Source organism: Tenacibaculum sp. UWU-22 (genome assembly GCF_041021355.1).
Classification (GTDB): Bacteria; Bacteroidota; Bacteroidia; order Flavobacteriales; family Flavobacteriaceae; genus Polaribacter.
Genome location: NZ_JBFNGP010000003.1, coordinates 197,795 through 215,294, shown reverse-complemented (window position 1 = coordinate 215,294; position 17,500 = coordinate 197,795). Strand labels below are relative to the sequence as shown.

14 protein-coding genes are annotated in these 17,500 nt (G+C 30.9%); 8 read left to right on the top strand and 6 right to left on the bottom strand.

All coding sequences use genetic code 11. From position 1 onward, the window contains the following. Window positions 1–44: 44 nt before the first annotated feature. Complete coding sequence (locus AB2B44_RS07480) at window positions 45–785, bottom strand: electron transfer flavoprotein beta subunit/FixA family protein (protein ID WP_369048950.1); 741 nt, start codon at window positions 783–785, stop codon at window positions 45–47. A 193-nt stretch (window positions 786–978) separates the two neighbouring features. Between AB2B44_RS07480 and AB2B44_RS07475 the strand changes: the two genes are divergently transcribed. From AB2B44_RS07475 to AB2B44_RS07445, 7 genes are all read left to right on the top strand, one after another. Further along, window positions 979–1,959: a pyruvate dehydrogenase complex E1 component subunit beta gene (locus tag AB2B44_RS07475; protein WP_369048949.1), complete on the top strand. Its 981-nt coding sequence runs from the start codon at window positions 979–981 to the stop codon at window positions 1,957–1,959. Window positions 1,960–2,210: 251 nt separating this feature from the next. Next, window positions 2,211–2,738, top strand: coding sequence for an inorganic diphosphatase (locus AB2B44_RS07470; protein ID WP_369048948.1), 528 nt, complete (start codon window positions 2,211–2,213; stop codon window positions 2,736–2,738). Between the two features lie 111 nt (window positions 2,739–2,849). Beyond that, entirely contained in the window at window positions 2,850–5,213 is a 2,364-nt protein-coding gene (locus AB2B44_RS07465; RefSeq protein WP_369048947.1) for a sodium-translocating pyrophosphatase, read from the top strand. Window positions 5,214–5,366: 153 nt separating this feature from the next. Next, complete coding sequence (locus tag AB2B44_RS07460) at window positions 5,367–6,701, top strand: anthranilate synthase component I family protein (RefSeq protein ID WP_369048946.1); 1,335 nt, start codon at window positions 5,367–5,369, stop codon at window positions 6,699–6,701. Between the two features lie 191 nt (window positions 6,702–6,892). After that, entirely contained in the window at window positions 6,893–8,254 is a 1,362-nt protein-coding gene (locus AB2B44_RS07455; RefSeq protein WP_369048945.1) for a TlpA family protein disulfide reductase, read from the top strand. 94 nt (window positions 8,255–8,348) lie between these two features. Then, window positions 8,349–9,665, top strand: coding sequence for a tRNA lysidine(34) synthetase TilS (tilS, locus tag AB2B44_RS07450; protein WP_369048944.1), 1,317 nt, complete (start codon window positions 8,349–8,351; stop codon window positions 9,663–9,665). Further along, entirely contained in the window at window positions 9,662–11,674 is a 2,013-nt protein-coding gene (locus AB2B44_RS07445) for a protein-disulfide reductase DsbD family protein (protein ID WP_369048943.1), read from the top strand. Before tilS ends, AB2B44_RS07445 begins: the two co-directional genes overlap by 4 nt. On the opposite strand, the gene AB2B44_RS07440 is transcribed toward AB2B44_RS07445, so the two are convergent. The 5 genes from AB2B44_RS07440 to AB2B44_RS07420 form a co-directional block, all read right to left on the bottom strand. After that, window positions 11,666–12,619, bottom strand: coding sequence for an AAA family ATPase (locus tag AB2B44_RS07440; protein WP_369048942.1), 954 nt, complete (start codon window positions 12,617–12,619; stop codon window positions 11,666–11,668). The two genes, AB2B44_RS07445 and AB2B44_RS07440, sit on opposite strands and share 9 nt — an antisense overlap. A 97-nt stretch (window positions 12,620–12,716) precedes the next feature. Further along, window positions 12,717–14,090: a peptidylprolyl isomerase gene (locus AB2B44_RS07435; RefSeq protein ID WP_369048941.1), complete on the bottom strand. Its 1,374-nt coding sequence runs from the start codon at window positions 14,088–14,090 to the stop codon at window positions 12,717–12,719. Beyond that, a complete protein-coding gene (locus AB2B44_RS07430; RefSeq protein ID WP_369048940.1) occupies window positions 14,056–14,916 on the bottom strand; it encodes a hypothetical protein in 861 nt (286 codons plus the stop codon). The genes AB2B44_RS07435 and AB2B44_RS07430 overlap by 35 nt, the downstream gene beginning before the upstream one ends. Next, window positions 14,913–16,517, bottom strand: a complete 1,605-nt coding sequence (locus AB2B44_RS07425) for a peptidylprolyl isomerase (RefSeq protein ID WP_369048939.1) — start codon at window positions 16,515–16,517, stop codon at window positions 14,913–14,915. The genes AB2B44_RS07430 and AB2B44_RS07425 overlap by 4 nt, the downstream gene beginning before the upstream one ends. 43 nt (window positions 16,518–16,560) lie before the next feature. Next, a complete protein-coding gene (locus AB2B44_RS07420) occupies window positions 16,561–16,842 on the bottom strand; it encodes a DUF493 family protein (protein ID WP_369048938.1) in 282 nt (93 codons plus the stop codon). A gap of 103 nt (window positions 16,843–16,945) precedes the next feature. Between AB2B44_RS07420 and AB2B44_RS07415 the strand changes: the two genes are divergently transcribed. Further along, window positions 16,946–17,488, top strand: coding sequence for an AAA family ATPase (locus AB2B44_RS07415; RefSeq protein ID WP_369048937.1), 543 nt, complete (start codon window positions 16,946–16,948; stop codon window positions 17,486–17,488). The last annotated feature ends 12 nt before the right edge of the window (window positions 17,489–17,500 follow it).

The following is a 17,500-nucleotide window of genomic DNA, read 5'->3' as shown; positions in this document are numbered from 1 at the left end:
TAACGAATTAGAATTAAAAAACTCTAATTCTTTTATTTTTAATTTTAAATTACTTTGGCTTCGTTATGTAATAAATCGATTAAATCATCTACGTTATCAACCAATTTAACAGCTCCTTTAGGCGCTGGTTTTTCAAACGATTTTATAGCGGTAACAGCTGTTGCTCCAATAGGCTCCACCACATTTAATGGTTTTTTACGCGCCATCATTATTCCACGCATATTCGGTATTCGTAAGTCTTTTTCTTCAACAATTCCTTTTTGCCCACCAACAACTAAAGGTAACGAAGTTGTTAATTTTTCATCGCCTCCATCTATTTCACGAGTTGCTGAAACAGCCGTACCATCTACTTCTATCCCTTCACAACCATTTATAAAATTATAGTCTAACAAAGAGGCTAACAATCCTGGAACCATTTGCCCATTATAATCGACCGACTCTTTTCCTGCTAATACCAAATCGTAACCTCCATTTTTCACAACCTCAGCCAGTTCTTTAGCAACAGAAAAACCATCAGCAGGTTCTACATTTACCCTAATAGCATCGTCTGCCCCAATAGCTAAAGCTTTTCTTATCGTTGGTTCAGTAGTAGCATTACCAACAGTTACAACGGTTACACTTGCCCCTTGTTTTTCTTTAAACCACATAGCTCGCGTTAAACAAAATTCGTCATACGGATTAATAACAAACTGCACCCCATTAGTGTCAAATTTTGTATTATCATCGGTAAAATTAATTTTAGAAGTGGTATCAGGCACATGGCTAATACAAACTAATATTTTCATTCTAGATAAATTTATATTTTTATAGTGGCTACGAAGTTATGATATTTTTTTTAAATTTACTATGCATGCATAATAAATTTACATTAATCATTTTTTTTCTTAAAAATATCATTCTTTTCTAATTTGTAGTTGACTAATTTGCTATTAATTTTCTTACTTTTGCCGTTGTAAAATAAATAACCCATAAAAAACAATGAAAACAGTTCAATTTAGAGAAGCTATTTGTGAAGCAATGAGTGAAGAAATGCGTCGTGATGAAAGCATTTATTTAATGGGAGAAGAAGTTGCAGAATATAATGGCGCTTATAAAGCTAGTAAAGGCATGTTGGATGAGTTTGGTGCAAAACGAGTAATTGACACTCCTATAGCAGAATTAGGTTTTGGTGGAATTGCTGTTGGTTCTGCAATGAATGGTAATCGTCCGATTGTTGAATATATGACTTTTAATTTCTCTTTAGTTGGTATTGACCAAATTATAAATAATGCTGCAAAAATTAGACAAATGAGTGGTGGGCAATTTAACTGCCCAATTGTTTTTAGAGGCCCTACTGCTTCTGCAGGTCAATTAGCAGCTACACACTCACAAGCTTTTGAAAGTTGGTACGCAAATTGCCCTGGTTTAAAAGTGATTGTACCTTCAAATCCTTATGATGCCAAAGGTTTATTAAAAGCAGCTATACGCGACGATGATCCCGTTATTTTTATGGAGTCAGAACAAATGTATGGCGATAAAATGGAAATTCCTGAAGGAGAATATGTATTACCTATTGGTGTTGCTGATATTAAACGCGAAGGTACAGATGTTACTGTCGTTTCTTTTGGTAAAATTATTAAAGAAGCCTATAAAGCGGCAGACGAATTAGCGAAAGAAAACATATCAATAGAAATTATTGATTTACGTACAGTTCGACCAATGGATCACAATACCATATTAGCATCCGTTAAAAAAACGAACAGATTAGTAATTTTAGAAGAAGCGTGGCCATTTGGAAGTGTTGCTTCAGAAATAACCTTTAGAGTGCAAGATCAAGCATTTGACTTTTTAGATGCACCGATAAAAAGAATTACCACAGCCGATACACCAGCCCCTTATTCTCCAGTTTTATTAGAAAAATGGCTACCTAACGCCAATGATGTAGTAAAAGCTGTAAAAGAGGTGCTTTACGTAAAATAAACAACAACATATCATATATATTGGAACCCTTATTTTTTTAAATAAGGGTTTTTTACGTTAAAAAAAGACACTAATCTACAATTTATTTAGCACCAAAAAACCTTAGGATAATTAAAATGAACCCTTTATAAATACACCTATAACCTTATAGTTACACATCCATTAAATACTTTCTAAAAATATACACTTGTTTTAACTCTTTAAAACACAATAAATATGTATTTTTGCAATCCATAAAAAGGAAAAAAATTATGACCGCAAAAGAAAGAAAAACTGTAGATGTTTTAATTGAAATTCCGAAAGGAAGCAGAAATAAATACGAATACGATTTTAAACTAAAAAAAATTCGTTTTGATAGAATGTTATTTTCATCAATGATGTATCCAGGCGATTATGGTTTTATCCCTGAAACTCTAGCCTTAGATGGAGACCCGTTAGATGTTTTAGTTTTAGGTGCCGAACCTACTTTTCCTATGTGTGTAATGGAAGTAAGACCAATTGGTGTATTTCATATGGCAGATGAAAAAGGTCCTGACGAAAAAATTGTTTGTGTACCTATTTCTGACCCTATTTGGAACTCATATACCGATATAGTTGATTTAAATGAGCATCGAAAAAAAGAAATTACTCACTTTTTTCAAGTTTATAAAGATTTAGAAAAGAAAAAAGTAGACGTAGGAGGTTGGGGAAATGCTGATGAAGCCTATGAAATTCTTCAAGATTGTATTGACCGATACGAAAAAAGCAGTCATAAAACCAAAGGAAATTTTACTATTTAAAATATCTAAACTCATTTATAAAACAAACCCTTTAATTTAATTTTAAAGGGTTTTTTATTTCTCGCTGATTTTGTTACTTTTACAGCCGTTTAAAAAATAACAAATTATCATATGAAATCAGCTATAGTATATATCCCCGCTCTTTTAGCAGCAGTAGGGTTAGTTTTTATGTTTATAAAAATGATTTGGGTAAAAAAGCAAAACCCTGGAAATGAAAAAATGCAATCTATCTCTAAAAGCATAAAAGAAGGGGCTTTAGCATTTTTAGCAGCAGAATACCGATTATTATTAATTTTTGTGGTAATTGCCTCTATAGCATTATATGCCATTTCTTATTTTGTAGATACAACTAGTCCTATGATTGTATTTGCATTTATCTTCGGAGCCATATTTTCTGCATTAGCAGGTAATATTGGTATGCGTATTGCAACCGATGCCAATGCTAGAACTGCCGAAGCTGCTAAAACCAGTTTACCTCAAGCTTTAAAAGTATCGTTTGGTGGTGGAACTGTTATGGGATTAGGCGTAGCTGGTTTAGCCGTTTTAGGGCTTACTGGTTTTTTTATCATTTTTTTACATCAATTTGTTACTGGAAACGGTAATTTTTATAATGAAATGACTATGGTTTTAGAAACCTTAGCTGGCTTTTCATTGGGGGCAGAATCTATAGCCTTATTTGCTCGTGTTGGCGGTGGTATTTATACCAAAGCTGCTGATGTAGGTGCTGATTTAGTTGGAAAAGTAGAAGCAGGCATACCAGAAGACGACCCTCGTAACCCAGCAACTATTGCCGATAACGTGGGTGACAATGTAGGTGATGTAGCTGGTATGGGAGCCGATTTATTTGGCTCGTATGTAGCTACCGTTTTAGCCGCTATGGTATTAGGTAATTATGTTATTAGAGATATGTCTACCACCTCTCAATTTAGTGATGCTTTTGGCGGATTGGGTCCTATTTTATTACCTTTGGTTATTGCTGGGGTTGGAATTATAGCTTCTATTATAGGTACTTTTTTAGTAGGTATTAAAAACAATTCTGCAAAAGAAGCTCAAGTACAAAAAGCTTTAGATTTAGGCAACTGGGCAGCTATTTTAATTACTCTTGCAGCCAGTTTCTTTTTAATTCGTACAATGTTACCTGAAACAATGAAAATGCACTTTTTTGGAGAAGGTATACGCGAAGTTCCTTCTATAAATGTATTTTTTGCCGCTTGCATCGGATTGGCTGTTGGTGCTCTTATTTCATTTGTTACCGCACACTATACAAGCCTAGGTAAAAAACCTGTTTTAGAAATTGTAAAAAATAGTTCAACAGGTGCTGCTACTAATATTATTGCTGGTTTATCAGTGGGTATGAAATCTACATTCTGGTCGGTATTATTATTTGCTGCTGCAATTTTTGGATCATATTATTTTGCTGGATTTTATGGTGTTGCTTTAGCAGCTTCTGCAATGATGGCTACAACAGCAATGCAATTAGCTATTGATGCTTTTGGTCCTATTGCTGATAATGCTGGTGGTGTTGCAGAAATGAGTGAATTAGACGATCATGTACGTGAACGCACAGATATTTTAGACTCTGTAGGAAACACAACAGCGGCAGTTGGTAAAGGGTTTGCTATTGCCTCAGCGGCTTTAACTGCTTTAGCTTTATTTGCTGCTTATGTAACCTTTACAGGTATCGATGGAATTAACATTTTTAAAGCCGATGTATTAGCAATGCTATTTGTTGGCGGTATGATTCCCGTAGTATTTTCTGCTCTAGCCATGGAATCTGTAGGAAAAGCGGCTATGGAAATGGTGCAAGAAGTTCGTCGTCAGTTTAAAGAAATTCCTGGTATTATGGAAGGTACAGGAACACCCGACTATGCTAAATGTGTAGATATTTCTACCAAAGCAGCTTTAAAAGAAATGCTTTTACCTGGATTAATTACAATTATTACTCCTATAATTATTGGTGTTTTATTTGGTGCTGAACCTTTAGGCGGCTACATGGCAGGAGTTTGTGTATCGGGTGTTATGTGGGCTATTTTTCAAAATAATGCTGGTGGTGCTTGGGATAATGCAAAAAAATCATTTGAAGCTGGAGTAGAAATTAATGGTGAAATGACCTATAAAGGTTCTGACGCACACAAAGCTGCTGTAACAGGTGATACCGTTGGTGATCCTTTTAAAGATACCTCTGGACCTTCTATGAATATTTTAATTAAATTAACTTGCTTAGTAGGTTTAGTAATCGCACCTATTTTAGGTCACCACACTTCTTCTGAACAAACAAGTCATGTAGCAAAAGAAATTCGTATAGAAACCCCTAAAAACCAAGAAGCAACAGCTACTATTACAACAACTACGGTTAAAAATGGTAAAAAAATTAGCGAAACTGAAATAATAAAAGGTTCTTCAAAAGAAGTTATAAAAAGCGTTGAAAAGTTAAACGAAAATGAAACAGCAAGTATTGACGTAAAAAATGAATAATCTATAATTAGTTAAAAAGTTAAATTTATCTTTAACTTTTAAATAAAAAAGACTGTCTAAAAAGTTTTTCGCTCATTTATATTGTGCAAAACAAAAAGGCTTAAAATAATATAGCCAATAACTTTTTAGACAGTCTTTTGTTATTTTTGCATAATGTCTTTAAGAACTCAACATACTTTTACCGTTGATTTTCCTTCTGATTTTAAAACTCGATTATTACAGTGGGCACAACAATTTGAAACAATAGTTTGGTTAGATTCTAACAACTATAAACAAAAATATTCTTCGTTTGATTGTTGTTTAGCTGTTGATGCCTTTACCGCCATACAAACCGACTGTTACAATGCTTTTAATACTCTAAAAGAATACCAAGCACACACAAAAGACTACATTTTTGGCTACATTTCGTATGATGTAAAAAATGATATTGAAAACCTATCGTCTAATAATTTTGATGGATTACATTTTCCTGATTTATATTTTTTTCAACCCAAAAAATTAATCTTTATAAAAAAAAATACCGTAGAATTTCATTATTTACATATAGTTGAAGACGAATTAGAAAAAGATTTTAAAGAAATTAATCAATTTCATTTAAAACCTAACCACTTATCAAATACCTTAAACGACAAGCACAATACTACTAAAAACAATATTAAAATAAAATTAAGAATTCATAAAGATGAATACCACCAAAAAGTATCAAAAGTATTAGAACATATACATAGAGGTGATATTTATGAAGCTAATTTTTGTCAAGAATTTTATGCCGAAAACACAAGTATAAATCCGTATAAAGTGTATAAGCATTTAAATGAAATATCTGAACCTCCGTTTGCTACTTTTTTTAGAAACGAACAGCTTTATTTACTCTCTGCTTCTCCAGAACGTTATATAAAAAAAATAGGAAATAAAATTATTTCGCAACCCATTAAAGGAACTGCAAAACGACTAATTAACCCTATTGACGATTCTAAAATTGCCTACGACTTGGCACACAACCCAAAAGAACAATCAGAAAATATTATGATTGTAGATTTGGTTAGAAATGATTTATCTAAAACGGCTAAAAAAGGTAGTGTAGAAGTAGAAGAATTATGCAAAGTATATACATTTAAACAAGTACATCAATTAATCTCTACAATAGTATCTGAAGTAGAAAACACCACAAACCCTATAACCATTATCAAAGACTCTTTTCCTATGGGCAGTATGACTGGAGCACCCAAAATATCGGCAATGCAAATTATTGAAACCCTAGAAGAAACAAAACGTGGATTATACTCTGGAACCATAGGATACTTTACCCCTGATGGCGACTTTGATTTTAATGTAATTATCAGAAGTATTTTGTATAACGCTCAAAAAAAATACGTTTCATACTCGGTTGGTGGGGCTATAACTGCAAAATCGACACCTCAAAAAGAATATGAAGAATGTTTACTTAAAGCAAAAGCAATGAAACACGCCTTAACAAACATTCCTTAATTTTTTGATAATCAATAAAATACCTAATCAAAAGACTGCTTTTTTACATGCTAAATAAATAGTATCTTGCAACACCATAAATAATTTGTTTTTATACAATTTTTTAAGAAAAATAAAAAAGTTTAATTACTACAATTCTTAAAAAACAACCAAACTTTTAAAAACAATACATTTAATTTAAATCTACCCTAATGAAAAAAATAATTATCGCAGCCTTAACACTTACCCTTGTTTCATGTTCTACTCTTGAAAAAAAAGACTACGCTTTATTTTCAGGAACCATAAAAAACCCAAACAGTACCAAACTAACAATTGTTGGAGCTAACAATGAAAAAATAAAAGAAATTAATGTTTCAAAAACAGGTGTTTTTGCAGACACCTTACATAATGTAACGGGCTTTTATATGTTTTCTGACGGTGTAGAAAGTTCTTCTATTTACCTAAAAAATGGAGATGATTTAAAACTAACCATCGACACTAAACAGTTTGATGAATCGATAGTTTATACTGGAAAAGGGAGTAAAGTCAATAACTTTTTAGCCCAAAAATATTTAATTACCGAAAATTTAGGATCTAACCAAAGTTTATATTCTTTAGGTGAAGCCACTTTTTTAAAAAAGGCAACCGCTTTAAAAGACACACTAGAAACCGCTTTAAAAGGCTTAGACACCGACTTTGCTACAACCGAAAAAAAAGAAATCAACTACGATTATATAGCTAGACTCGCTAACTACGAAAACGCACACAAATACTATACTAAAGACACAACCTTTACTGTTTCAAATGCTTTCCCTAATCCACTTAAAAATTTAGATTTAGAAAATGAAGAAGAGTTTAAAAACTCAAGTGCCTACAAGGGTATTGTTGTTCGCAATTTTTACAAAAAAGCTGATAATAAAGCAAAAGCAGAAAATATTCCTTTTACAGATGCTGCTATAGCATTAATAAAAAACATAAAAGGAGAAACAATTAAAAATACCTTACTTTATAATTTGTCATACGAAGTATCTGCCAGCAACAAAAATGCTAAAGAGCTATATAACGACATAATAGCCCTTTCTACTGATGAAGATTTTAAATTAGATTTAACCAAAAAATATAATATAATTAAAAGCCTAGTTAAAGGTAACAACTCCCCTACTTTTAAAAACTATGAAAATAATGCTGGAGGCACCTCTTCGTTAGAAGATTTTAAAGGAAAATATGTATATATTGATGTTTGGGCAACTTGGTGCGCGCCTTGCAAAGCAGAAATTCCGTTTTTAAAAGAAGTAGAAAAAAAATATCACAAAAAAAACATTGCGTTTGTAAGCATTTCTGTTGACACTAAAAAAACCCATGATAAATGGAAAAAAATGATTGTTGACAAAGATTTAAAAGGAACTCAATTAATAGCTGATAATGATTGGGATTCTGATTTTATAAAGAACTACGGCATTAATGGTATCCCTCGTTTTATATTAATTGATCCTGAAGGAAAAATTATAACCGCAGATGCACCTAGACCTTCAGACAAAGAACTTATTGACTTATTTAATGACTTAAAAATTTAATCATTTAACATATTATTATTTAACTATCTTATACTTAAAGACTGTCGAAACAAACTAAACCTTTTTTAAGCAGTCTTTTTTATTTTAACACGAAATGCTTCAAAAATTTCAGAAACATATTGCTAATCATTTTTATTTTTTAGAACAAAAAAAAATATTAGTAGCCGTTTCATCTGGCATAGATAGTGTGGTGCTAACTCATCTTATGGTTCGTCTTAACACCTCAAATATAGCTTTGGCACATTGCAACTTTAAATTACGAGGCTTAGAGAGTGATTCAGATGAGCAATTTGTAAAAAATTTAGCTAAAAAATTAAACGTCCAAATTTTTACTACACTTTTTGAAACAAAAGAATTTGCTAAAAAAAATAAGCTATCAACACAAGTTGCAGCGAGAGAATTGCGTTACAATTGGTTTCAAAAATTAATAGAAAAACATAATTTTGATTATGTATTAACGGCACATAACGCCAATGACAACTTAGAAACCTTTTTAATTAACCTTACTCGTGGCACAGGCTTAGATGGCTTAACGGGTATTCCTGAAATTGCTAATACCGTTGTTCGTCCATTATTAATTTTCTCAAGAAAAGAAATTTTTAACTTTGCAAAAAAAAATAATATTGAATGGCGAGAAGATAGCAGTAATTTAGAAACAAAATACACTCGCAATAAAATAAGACACCATATAATACCTAAATTAGAAGAAATTAATTCGAGCTTACTTAAAAATTTTGAAAATACCGTAGCCTATTTAAAAGAAAGCCAGCAAATTATTGAGGATAGAATTAAAGAGGTAACTAAAACAATTCAATCAACACACCCTAACAAAAACTATTTACAGTTTTCTATTAATAAAATACAGCAATTATCAAATCCAAAAGCTTATTTATATCAAATACTAAAACCTTATGGTTTTACCGAATGGGATGATGTGTTTTTGCTACTTACGGCACAATCTGGAAAGCAAGTATTTTCTAAAACGCATCGCCTTTTAAAAGACCGTGAATTTCTACTTCTCTCAAAAATAACTACTGCCGATAGCTCGAAATACACTATAAATGACAGTCAAACAAAAGTAACTACCCCCATTTCTTTATCATTAATAAACACCGCTATAAAAGATGTTGAAAATCAACAAACTATTTATGTTGATAAAGATTTGTTAAAGTTTCCATTAATTGTTAGAAAATGGCAAAAAGGAGACTATTTTTATCCAAAAGGTATGCAAGGCAAAAAAAAACTAAGCAAATACTTTAAAGACGAAAAAATTTCGCTTATCGAAAAAGAAAACACTTGGTTACTTTGCTCAAATAATTGTATTGTTTGGGTAATTGAAAAACGACAAGACAATCGTTTTTTAGCCACAAAATCATCTAAAAATATTTTAAAAATATCGCTTTTAAAATGAAGAAACTTTTTTCGATAATAATCATATTAATGGGGTTTAGCCTAGCACATGCTCAAACCGAAAAAGACCCTTTAAAACTAACTACTGAAGTAAAAAAAATATCTGATGCCGAGTACGATTTAGTTTTTAATGCTAAACTGTTTGAAAATTGGCATTTATACTCACAATACAATCCTGACGGGGCTTCTTTACCATTAAAAATAACTATTGTAGAGGGGCAAAAAGGTTTTGAATTGATAGGTAAGGCTGCTGAAAGTAAAACCCATAAAGCCTACAGTGAAATATGGGAAAAAGATGAAGTTTTTTTCGATAAAACAGCAACTATTACGCAACGCATCAAAGTAACCGACCCAACCATAACACAGGTAACTTTAAACTTTTTTGGGCAGGTTTGCAAAGAAGCCTGCATACAATATAAAGACAACTACACTTTTTCTTTAGATGGTAAAAAAGCAACCGCTTTAGCAACTATTAGTAAAAAAGATACTCAATTATCTAAAGCACTCTTGCTTGACTTAAAAAATAAAGACCGTTTAAACAACAACAACACTAATAACCAACAAAAAGAAGATCATAGCTTATTTAATATTTTCTTTTTAGGATTTATTGGCGGTTTATTAGCGTTATTAACACCTTGTGTTTTTCCTATGATTCCGCTTACAGTATCATTTTTTACCAAACACTCTAAAAACAAAGCAAAGGGAATTAGCAATGCTATTTTATATGGCTTTTTCATCATATTAATTTATATTTTGTTAAGCCTTCCTTTTCATTTTTTAGACAGTTTAGATCCTGAAATTTTAAATACCATTTCTACCAATGTATGGCTAAATATTTTCTTTTTTGTAGTGTTAGTATTTTTTGCAGGCTCATTTTTTGGTTTTTACGAAATTACGTTACCCAGTTCTTGGGGTAACAAAATGGATTCTGCTTCTAATGTAGGAGGTATTATTGGTATTTTTTTTATGGCTTTAACCTTAGCCATTGTATCATTTTCTTGTACAGGCCCTATTTTAGGCTCATTACTAGCAGGCTCATTAAGCTCTGATGGAGGTGCCATACAACTTACTGCCGGAATGGGTGGTTTTGGTTTAGCACTTGCACTCCCCTTTGCTTTATTTGCTCTTTTTCCAGGCTGGTTAAATTCATTACCAAAATCGGGCGGATGGCTTAATACAACCAAAGTTGTATTAGGTTTTTTAGAACTTGCTTTGGCTTTAAAATTTTTATCAAATGCTGATTTAGTTGGGCATTGGGAACTTTTAAAACGTGAAATTTTTATAGCTATTTGGGTTGTTATTTTTATAGGCTTAGCCTTATATTTATTTGGTAAAATAAAATTTCCACACGATTTACCCATTAAAAAACTACCTGTTTCTCGTATTACTTTTGGGGCTTTAATTATACTTTTTATTGTGTATTTAATTCCTGGTGTTTTAAAAACACCTACTTGGCATCAAAGTTTGATTAGTGGTTTTCCTCCTCCACAGTTTTATAGTGTTTATCAGCAAGAAAGTAATTGCCCATTAGGTCTAAACTGTTACAAAAGTTTTGAAGAAGGCTTAGAATATGCAAAAGCAAGCAACAAACCTATTTTGCTAGATTTTACAGGGTGGGCATGTGTAAACTGCCGTAAAATGGAAGAAAATGTATGGAGTAATCCAGACATTTATAAAACCTTGCAAAAAAACTTTATCCTTATTTCTTTATATGTAGATGATAATGAGAAAAAACTGCCAAAAGAAGAACAATTTAATTTTTTAAAACCTAACGGAAAAATTAAAAAAATTAAAACTGTGGGCGATAAATGGGCTACTTTTCAAACGATAAACTTTAAAAATGCATCGCAGCCTTATTATGTTTTAATGAGTCCTGAATTAGAAATACTAAATACCGCACAACAATACACCGATAAAGACACCTATTATAAGTGGTTACAAGAAGGGTTACAGCGGTTTAATGAAAAACAAAAATTTAATTTAAATAATTTAAACAGCTTATTAAAATAACGATTCTATAAGCTCTTTTGTGGTTATATTTTCTGCTTCGGCTTTATAATTTTTTACAATTCTGTGTGATAGAATAGGCACAGAAACAGCCTGTACATCTTCAATATCAGGAGAATATTTACCATTAACAATGGCATGTGCTTTAGCAGCTAAAACTAAATTTTGAGAAGCTCTAGGACCTGCTCCCCAATCGATATATTTTTGTACTAAATCGGTTGCTTCGTTTGATTTTGGTCTAGTTTTCCCAACCAATTTCACAGCATATTCAACTACATTGTCAGCAACGGGTACTTTACGAATTAGTTTTTGAATATCTATAATTTCTTGAGCTGAAAAAAGAGGTTTTACCTGTTGCTCAAGAATTGAAGTAGTGTTTTTTACTACCTGTACTTCTTCGTTAAATGTTGGATATTCTAAATTTATAGAAAACATAAAACGATCTAATTGTGCCTCAGGTAACGGATAAGTACCTTCTTGTTCTATTGGATTTTGGGTGGCTAATACAAAAAAAGGTAAATCTAACTTATAATGGTGTCCTGCAATAGTAACCGACCGTTCTTGCATAGCTTCTAAAAGTGCTGCTTGAGTTTTTGGAGGGGTTCTATTTATTTCATCTGCTAAAATAATATTAGAAAATATAGGACCTTTTATAAATTTAAACTGTCTGTTTTCATCTAAAATTTCACTTCCTAAAATATCAGAAGGCATTAAATCAGGGGTAAATTGAATGCGTTTAAAGTGTAGGCCTAAAGCGTTAGAAATTGTATTTACTAATAAGGTTTTTGCCAATCCAGGCACTCCTATCAACAGTGAATGTCCTCCGCAAAAAACAGATAACAGGGTAAAATTTACTGCGGTTTCTTGCCCCACAATTACCTTACTTATTTCTTGCTTTATTTGTGTATATTTTTCAACTAAATTATTAACTGCAGCTACGTCTGACATAGGGTTGTACGTTTACCTTTTTAATGTAAAAATATTTTATATGTTTAAAAAAATATTCCCGCTATTGCGGGAACGAAATATAATAAAATTATTTAGGTTACTCTGTTTCTTTTTTCCAGTTTTTCTGAAAAGTACATTTTTTATAATCAGAGTGTATTTTAATATATGTATCTACTATTTTTTCTTTCGACCACCTAGCTATTTCTTCTTCTTTTTTCTTTTGTAAAGCTAAATCTTTAATCCTCACATAGTCTTTAATAAAATCAGCCTTATGTGTGTTTGTACGGTCTTTCATTATAATGATTTTGTACATCTTTTTGCCTTCACGAGTTTCATCGTAAAAAACATCTGTAATTTGTCCTTTTTGTAAATCGTTAATACGAGCATACAAATCGGGTGGCATACGAGTTAAATCAAACTTCGTTTCTCCTGTAAGCGGATTTATTATTAACCCTCCATTATTTTTTGTATCTGAATCTTCTGAATATTTAGCAACTGCTTGTTCAAAAGTAATTTTACCATCAACAATATCTTTTCGTATTTTTTCTATTTCTTGTTTTTTTTCTGCTAATGTTGAATCCGAAATCTCAGGCTGCATTAAAATATGCGAAACAACTCTTTCTTTTCCTTTAATTTTATCTAATTGAATAATATGATATCCAAAAGCAGATTTAAAGGGTTCTGAAATTTGCCCTGGATCTAACGAAAAAGCTACCTCTTTAAATTCTTTTATAAACTGGCTATCTTTATTAATAGTGTATTGCCCGCCGTTTTGCGATACCGCTGGGTCATCAGAATTTATAATGGCTTTTAATTTAAAACTCTCGCCTTCTTCTACTTGCTTTTTTATTTCTTTTAGTTTGTTTATAACACGTGTTTCTTCTTCTTTAGTAGGCTCTGCATTTAACACCAATTGTTCTAATTCTATTTCAGCAGGAAACTCAGGCAATTCATTTTTCTCTTTAAGTCCATTATAATAAATACGTACTTCTTCTGGAGTAACGTCTATTTTTTCTGTAATTTTTTGCTGCTCTTTTTCTATAAGTATATTTTCTTTTTGCACTTTGGCAAGTTCCTTTTTTAAATCTTCTATATTGTTAAATCCATAGGTTTTTACTACTTTATCTACACTACCATATTGTTGGGTAAAATATTGTACACTACGGTTAACACGATTGTCAATTTCGCTTTGTGTTACACTAACACTATCTATTACAGCATGATGCGCCAACAATTTTTGCTCCATCAACTGCTCTAACATTTCGCAATCAGATATTTTAATTTTTCCTTCACTACGAAATTCTACTTCTTGTTTAAACTTATCTATATCAGAGTTTAACACAATATTTTTACCAACTACAACAGCTACCCCATCTATTTTTTGTTTTTGAGCTTTTATACTTAAGCTACCTATAAAAAACAAAAAAGTTACTATTTTAATATTCTTTAAAATGTTTATTTTCAATTGCATCGTTTATCAACGTTTTTTCAATTTCTCTAATTAATTCTAATTTTCTTTTATGTAAAATAAGCTGTTTTATTTGCGGGGTAATATAGCTTAACGGAGCAATATCATTTCGCTTTAAAACTTTGTCTACAGCCACCAAATATACTCCTAAACTATCTTCTTTTTGTATGAATTTGGATATTTTTAACAAATTTTCTCGGGGTTCAGTTCGAAATGGAGGGATTTTTAACATTAACTCATCTACCGTAACCCAAGTTGAATCTCTTAAGCGATACGATTTAAAATTAATGGTCTGATCTTCTAAACTTTCTAAATCTTCTTCTTTGGTTGATTTAAACTTTTTAATAGCATCGTTTTTATCAAGGTATTTTTTACCAAAAAAAATGTATTTATACTGAACTAACTCTTCATTTAACTTAAAATTATCTTTGTTTTTTTTATAATAAGCAGTTATTTCTTCATTAGAAATAATGGTGTCTAATTGCTGTTTTATTAAACGCTCTTTATAGCCATTTACAAACAAACTTTCTCGATAATTTTTTACCAATTTATTTATTTCATTATTATTAACCTCTGAAATGTTTTCTTCAGCTTTTTGGAGAAGTAATTGTTGTTTTGCCCATGAATTTATAATCCCTTTCACCATAATTAAACTATCACTTTTCGATATGTTTTTGGGCAATATTTTTTCGATATCTTCTTTGTACAATTTGGCATCGTAAACACTAGCTACAACCACATTGGTATTTTCCTTATCTTTAGATTGCACTTCGATATATTTACACGAAACGCACACCCATAAAACAAGTATAAAAGCAAAATATTTCATTTAATTAGGGTATATTGTTTTTTTAATTTTTTTAAAGCTTTTTTATTAATGGTAATATGGGCATTTTTTTGCAGTGCTGCTACCCATTCTTTTTCTAAATACGTTTGATATTCACTTACAGCCTCTGCTTTTACATCAGCTAACTTTTCACCTTTAAACTTTGCTTGTTTTGCAAAAAAATCTTCTAACCCCTTGGTGTCTTGCAACGCTTTATTCCATACTTTTTTTTGCATTAAATCAAACAACAACAAACCATCTTTAAATTCTTGCAGAGCATGTTTATACGTAGGTGAGGTATTTTCTAAATCATTTTCAAAATAAACTAAAATTTGGTTGTCTTTAAATTTTTCAAATAAGTAATCTATCGGTTTTTGACTTCCTTTATAATAATTGTAAAAGGCTTCTTGCTTAATTTCTTTATTATTAATGGTTAACAAAGTAGCTTGTAAGTTATCTTTTAAAAAAGTTTTATACGGATTTTTAAATTCAGCTAGCGCCTCTTTGTTTACCTTAATCGAGTATTGTTTTTTTAGTCGTTTTAATGCCTCTTTTCTATATAGTTTTGATCGGTCACTATTTTTTACCTGATGCATAAGTTTATCTTTCATTTCATCAAAAGATAAAATAGGATAGTTTTTAACTAATTTTACAATATGCCAACCATATTTGGTTTTAAAAGGTTTAGAATAAGCTCCTTCTTTATCAAGTGTTAACACGGCATTTTCAAACTCTTTAACCATAGTACCTATTCTAAAACGAGGCAAAATACCTCCTTTACTTATAGAACCCTCATCGGTTGAAAATTTTGAAACAACCGATTTAAATTGCTCTCCAGCTTGTAACGCAGCATATGCACTATCTATTATGGCCTTACCCGTATTGCTTTTATCAGACACTAAAATTTGAGCTACTTGAAATTCTCCTTTAGAAGGACGCATATCATTTACCTTAATAATATGATAACCAAAACGCGTTTTAAAAGGCATCGACACCTGTCCTACTTTTGTTTGATATGCTGCGTTTTCAAACGGATACACCATTTCAAAAGCGGTAAAATATCCTAAATCTCCTCCATTTACTTTCGCTGATGGGTCTTCAGACACTTCTTTAGCCACTTTTTCAAAAGATTCTCCTGCTAAAATTCTATTACGATACCCTAAAATTTTATTATATAAAGCTAGGGTATCACTAGGCTGCATATTATCGTGAAAACGAACTAAAATATGTTTTGCTTTAACTTCATTTTTAATACGAAAATAGGCTTGTTTAACTAACTTATCTAAATAATCTTTATCTTGTAAATACGAGGTTAATAGTCGTTTTTTATAATCTGCTATTACATCATTATACGCTTTAGATTTATCTAAATTTAACTCATGTGCTTCTGCTACTTTTAATTTATAGTCTATAAATAAAGTTAAATAGTTATCTATATTTTTAGACGCTTTATCGAGTATTATATCTTTATTTTTATCATAAACATATTTAAATTCTGAAACCGTTATAGGTTTATCATTTATGGTTAATAAAACCGTATTTTGTTTCTGAGCAAAAAGCACATTGACAATACAAAAAGCAACTAAAAGTAGTTTTATTCTCATACAAGTGTGTTTGAGTTAAATAATAATTATCAAGATTTTTTATCTATAGCGATATAATTCCTTTAATTTTTTCTGCTTTTTTATAGCAGTTTATTACTTCATCAGAGCTTTTAACTTTTACAACAATAGAAACACTAATATATTTTCCAGTTTTTGACTTTTTGGTAGTTATAACAGCCCCTCCTTTATTAAATAAATCTTCTACTTGTTGTTTTTGATTCCCTGTAGTGGGTACAATAAATTTGTATAAATAATCTGATGGAAAATCAGTAATATCGTCTAGTTGTTTTTGTAATTTTTTGTAAAACGCTTCTCTATCTTGCATAATAACATTAATTTAAAACCTAAAAAATCATTGCGTTAATAAATAGGGTACAAAATTACACTATTATATTAACTTTATAAGTTGAAAATTTTATTTTTGCTTAATGCAGCAAAAAATTGTACTTATTGGTGGTCCTGGAACTGGAAAATCATCGGTATTAAATGAATTGAAAAAAAGAGGGTATACCTGTATGCCCGAAATTTCTAGAGACATAACCCTACAAGCTCAAAAAGAAGGTATAGACCAATTATTTTTAAAAAACCCATTGTTGTTTAGCGAATTAGTTTTAAAAGGTAGAATTAAACAGTATAAAGATGCTGAAAAAACTACTGCAAATCTTATTTTTTTTGATCGTGGAATTCCAGACACTTATGCCTATATGGATTTTTTAAAAACCGATTACCCTAGTGTTTTTAAAGAAAAAAGTAGCCAATTTATATACAATAAAATATTTCGACTAGCCCCTTGGAAAATGATTTACACCTCTGACAACGAACGTTACGAAACTTTTGAACAGATGGTTAAAATTGATGCTTTTTTAAAAAAAAGCTATCTAGAAATTGGCTATAAAATTAACGACGTTCCGTTTGGAACAGTTGATGACCGCTGTGATTACATTTTACACTCATTAAACCATAAAGTGTAAAATTCTAAAAAA

What these genes read in the sequence shown, in the direction of transcription:
- AB2B44_RS07480 (WP_369048950.1), bottom strand. Translation starts at nt 785, where the DNA reads ATGAAAATATTAGTTTGTATTAGCCATGTGCCTGATACCACTTCTAAA.
- AB2B44_RS07440 (WP_369048942.1), bottom strand. Translation starts at nt 12,619, where the DNA reads ATGTCAGACGTAGCTGCAGTTAATAATTTAGTTGAAAAATATACACAA.
- AB2B44_RS07415 (WP_369048937.1), top strand. Translation starts at nt 16,946, where the DNA reads ATGCAGCAAAAAATTGTACTTATTGGTGGTCCTGGAACTGGAAAATCA.
- AB2B44_RS07435 (WP_369048941.1), bottom strand. Translation starts at nt 14,090, where the DNA reads ATGCAATTGAAAATAAACATTTTAAAGAATATTAAAATAGTAACTTTT.
- AB2B44_RS07465 (WP_369048947.1), top strand. Translation starts at nt 2,850, where the DNA reads ATGAAATCAGCTATAGTATATATCCCCGCTCTTTTAGCAGCAGTAGGG.
- AB2B44_RS07420 (WP_369048938.1), bottom strand. Translation starts at nt 16,842, where the DNA reads ATGCAAGATAGAGAAGCGTTTTACAAAAAATTACAAAAACAACTAGAC.
- AB2B44_RS07470 (WP_369048948.1), top strand. Translation starts at nt 2,211, where the DNA reads ATGACCGCAAAAGAAAGAAAAACTGTAGATGTTTTAATTGAAATTCCG.
- AB2B44_RS07475 (WP_369048949.1), top strand. Translation starts at nt 979, where the DNA reads ATGAAAACAGTTCAATTTAGAGAAGCTATTTGTGAAGCAATGAGTGAA.
- AB2B44_RS07460 (WP_369048946.1), top strand. Translation starts at nt 5,367, where the DNA reads ATGTCTTTAAGAACTCAACATACTTTTACCGTTGATTTTCCTTCTGAT.
- AB2B44_RS07445 (WP_369048943.1), top strand. Translation starts at nt 9,662, where the DNA reads ATGAAGAAACTTTTTTCGATAATAATCATATTAATGGGGTTTAGCCTA.
- AB2B44_RS07455 (WP_369048945.1), top strand. Translation starts at nt 6,893, where the DNA reads ATGAAAAAAATAATTATCGCAGCCTTAACACTTACCCTTGTTTCATGT.
- AB2B44_RS07430 (WP_369048940.1), bottom strand. Translation starts at nt 14,916, where the DNA reads ATGAAATATTTTGCTTTTATACTTGTTTTATGGGTGTGCGTTTCGTGT.
- AB2B44_RS07425 (WP_369048939.1), bottom strand. Translation starts at nt 16,517, where the DNA reads ATGAGAATAAAACTACTTTTAGTTGCTTTTTGTATTGTCAATGTGCTT.
- tilS (WP_369048944.1), top strand. Translation starts at nt 8,349, where the DNA reads ATGCTTCAAAAATTTCAGAAACATATTGCTAATCATTTTTATTTTTTA.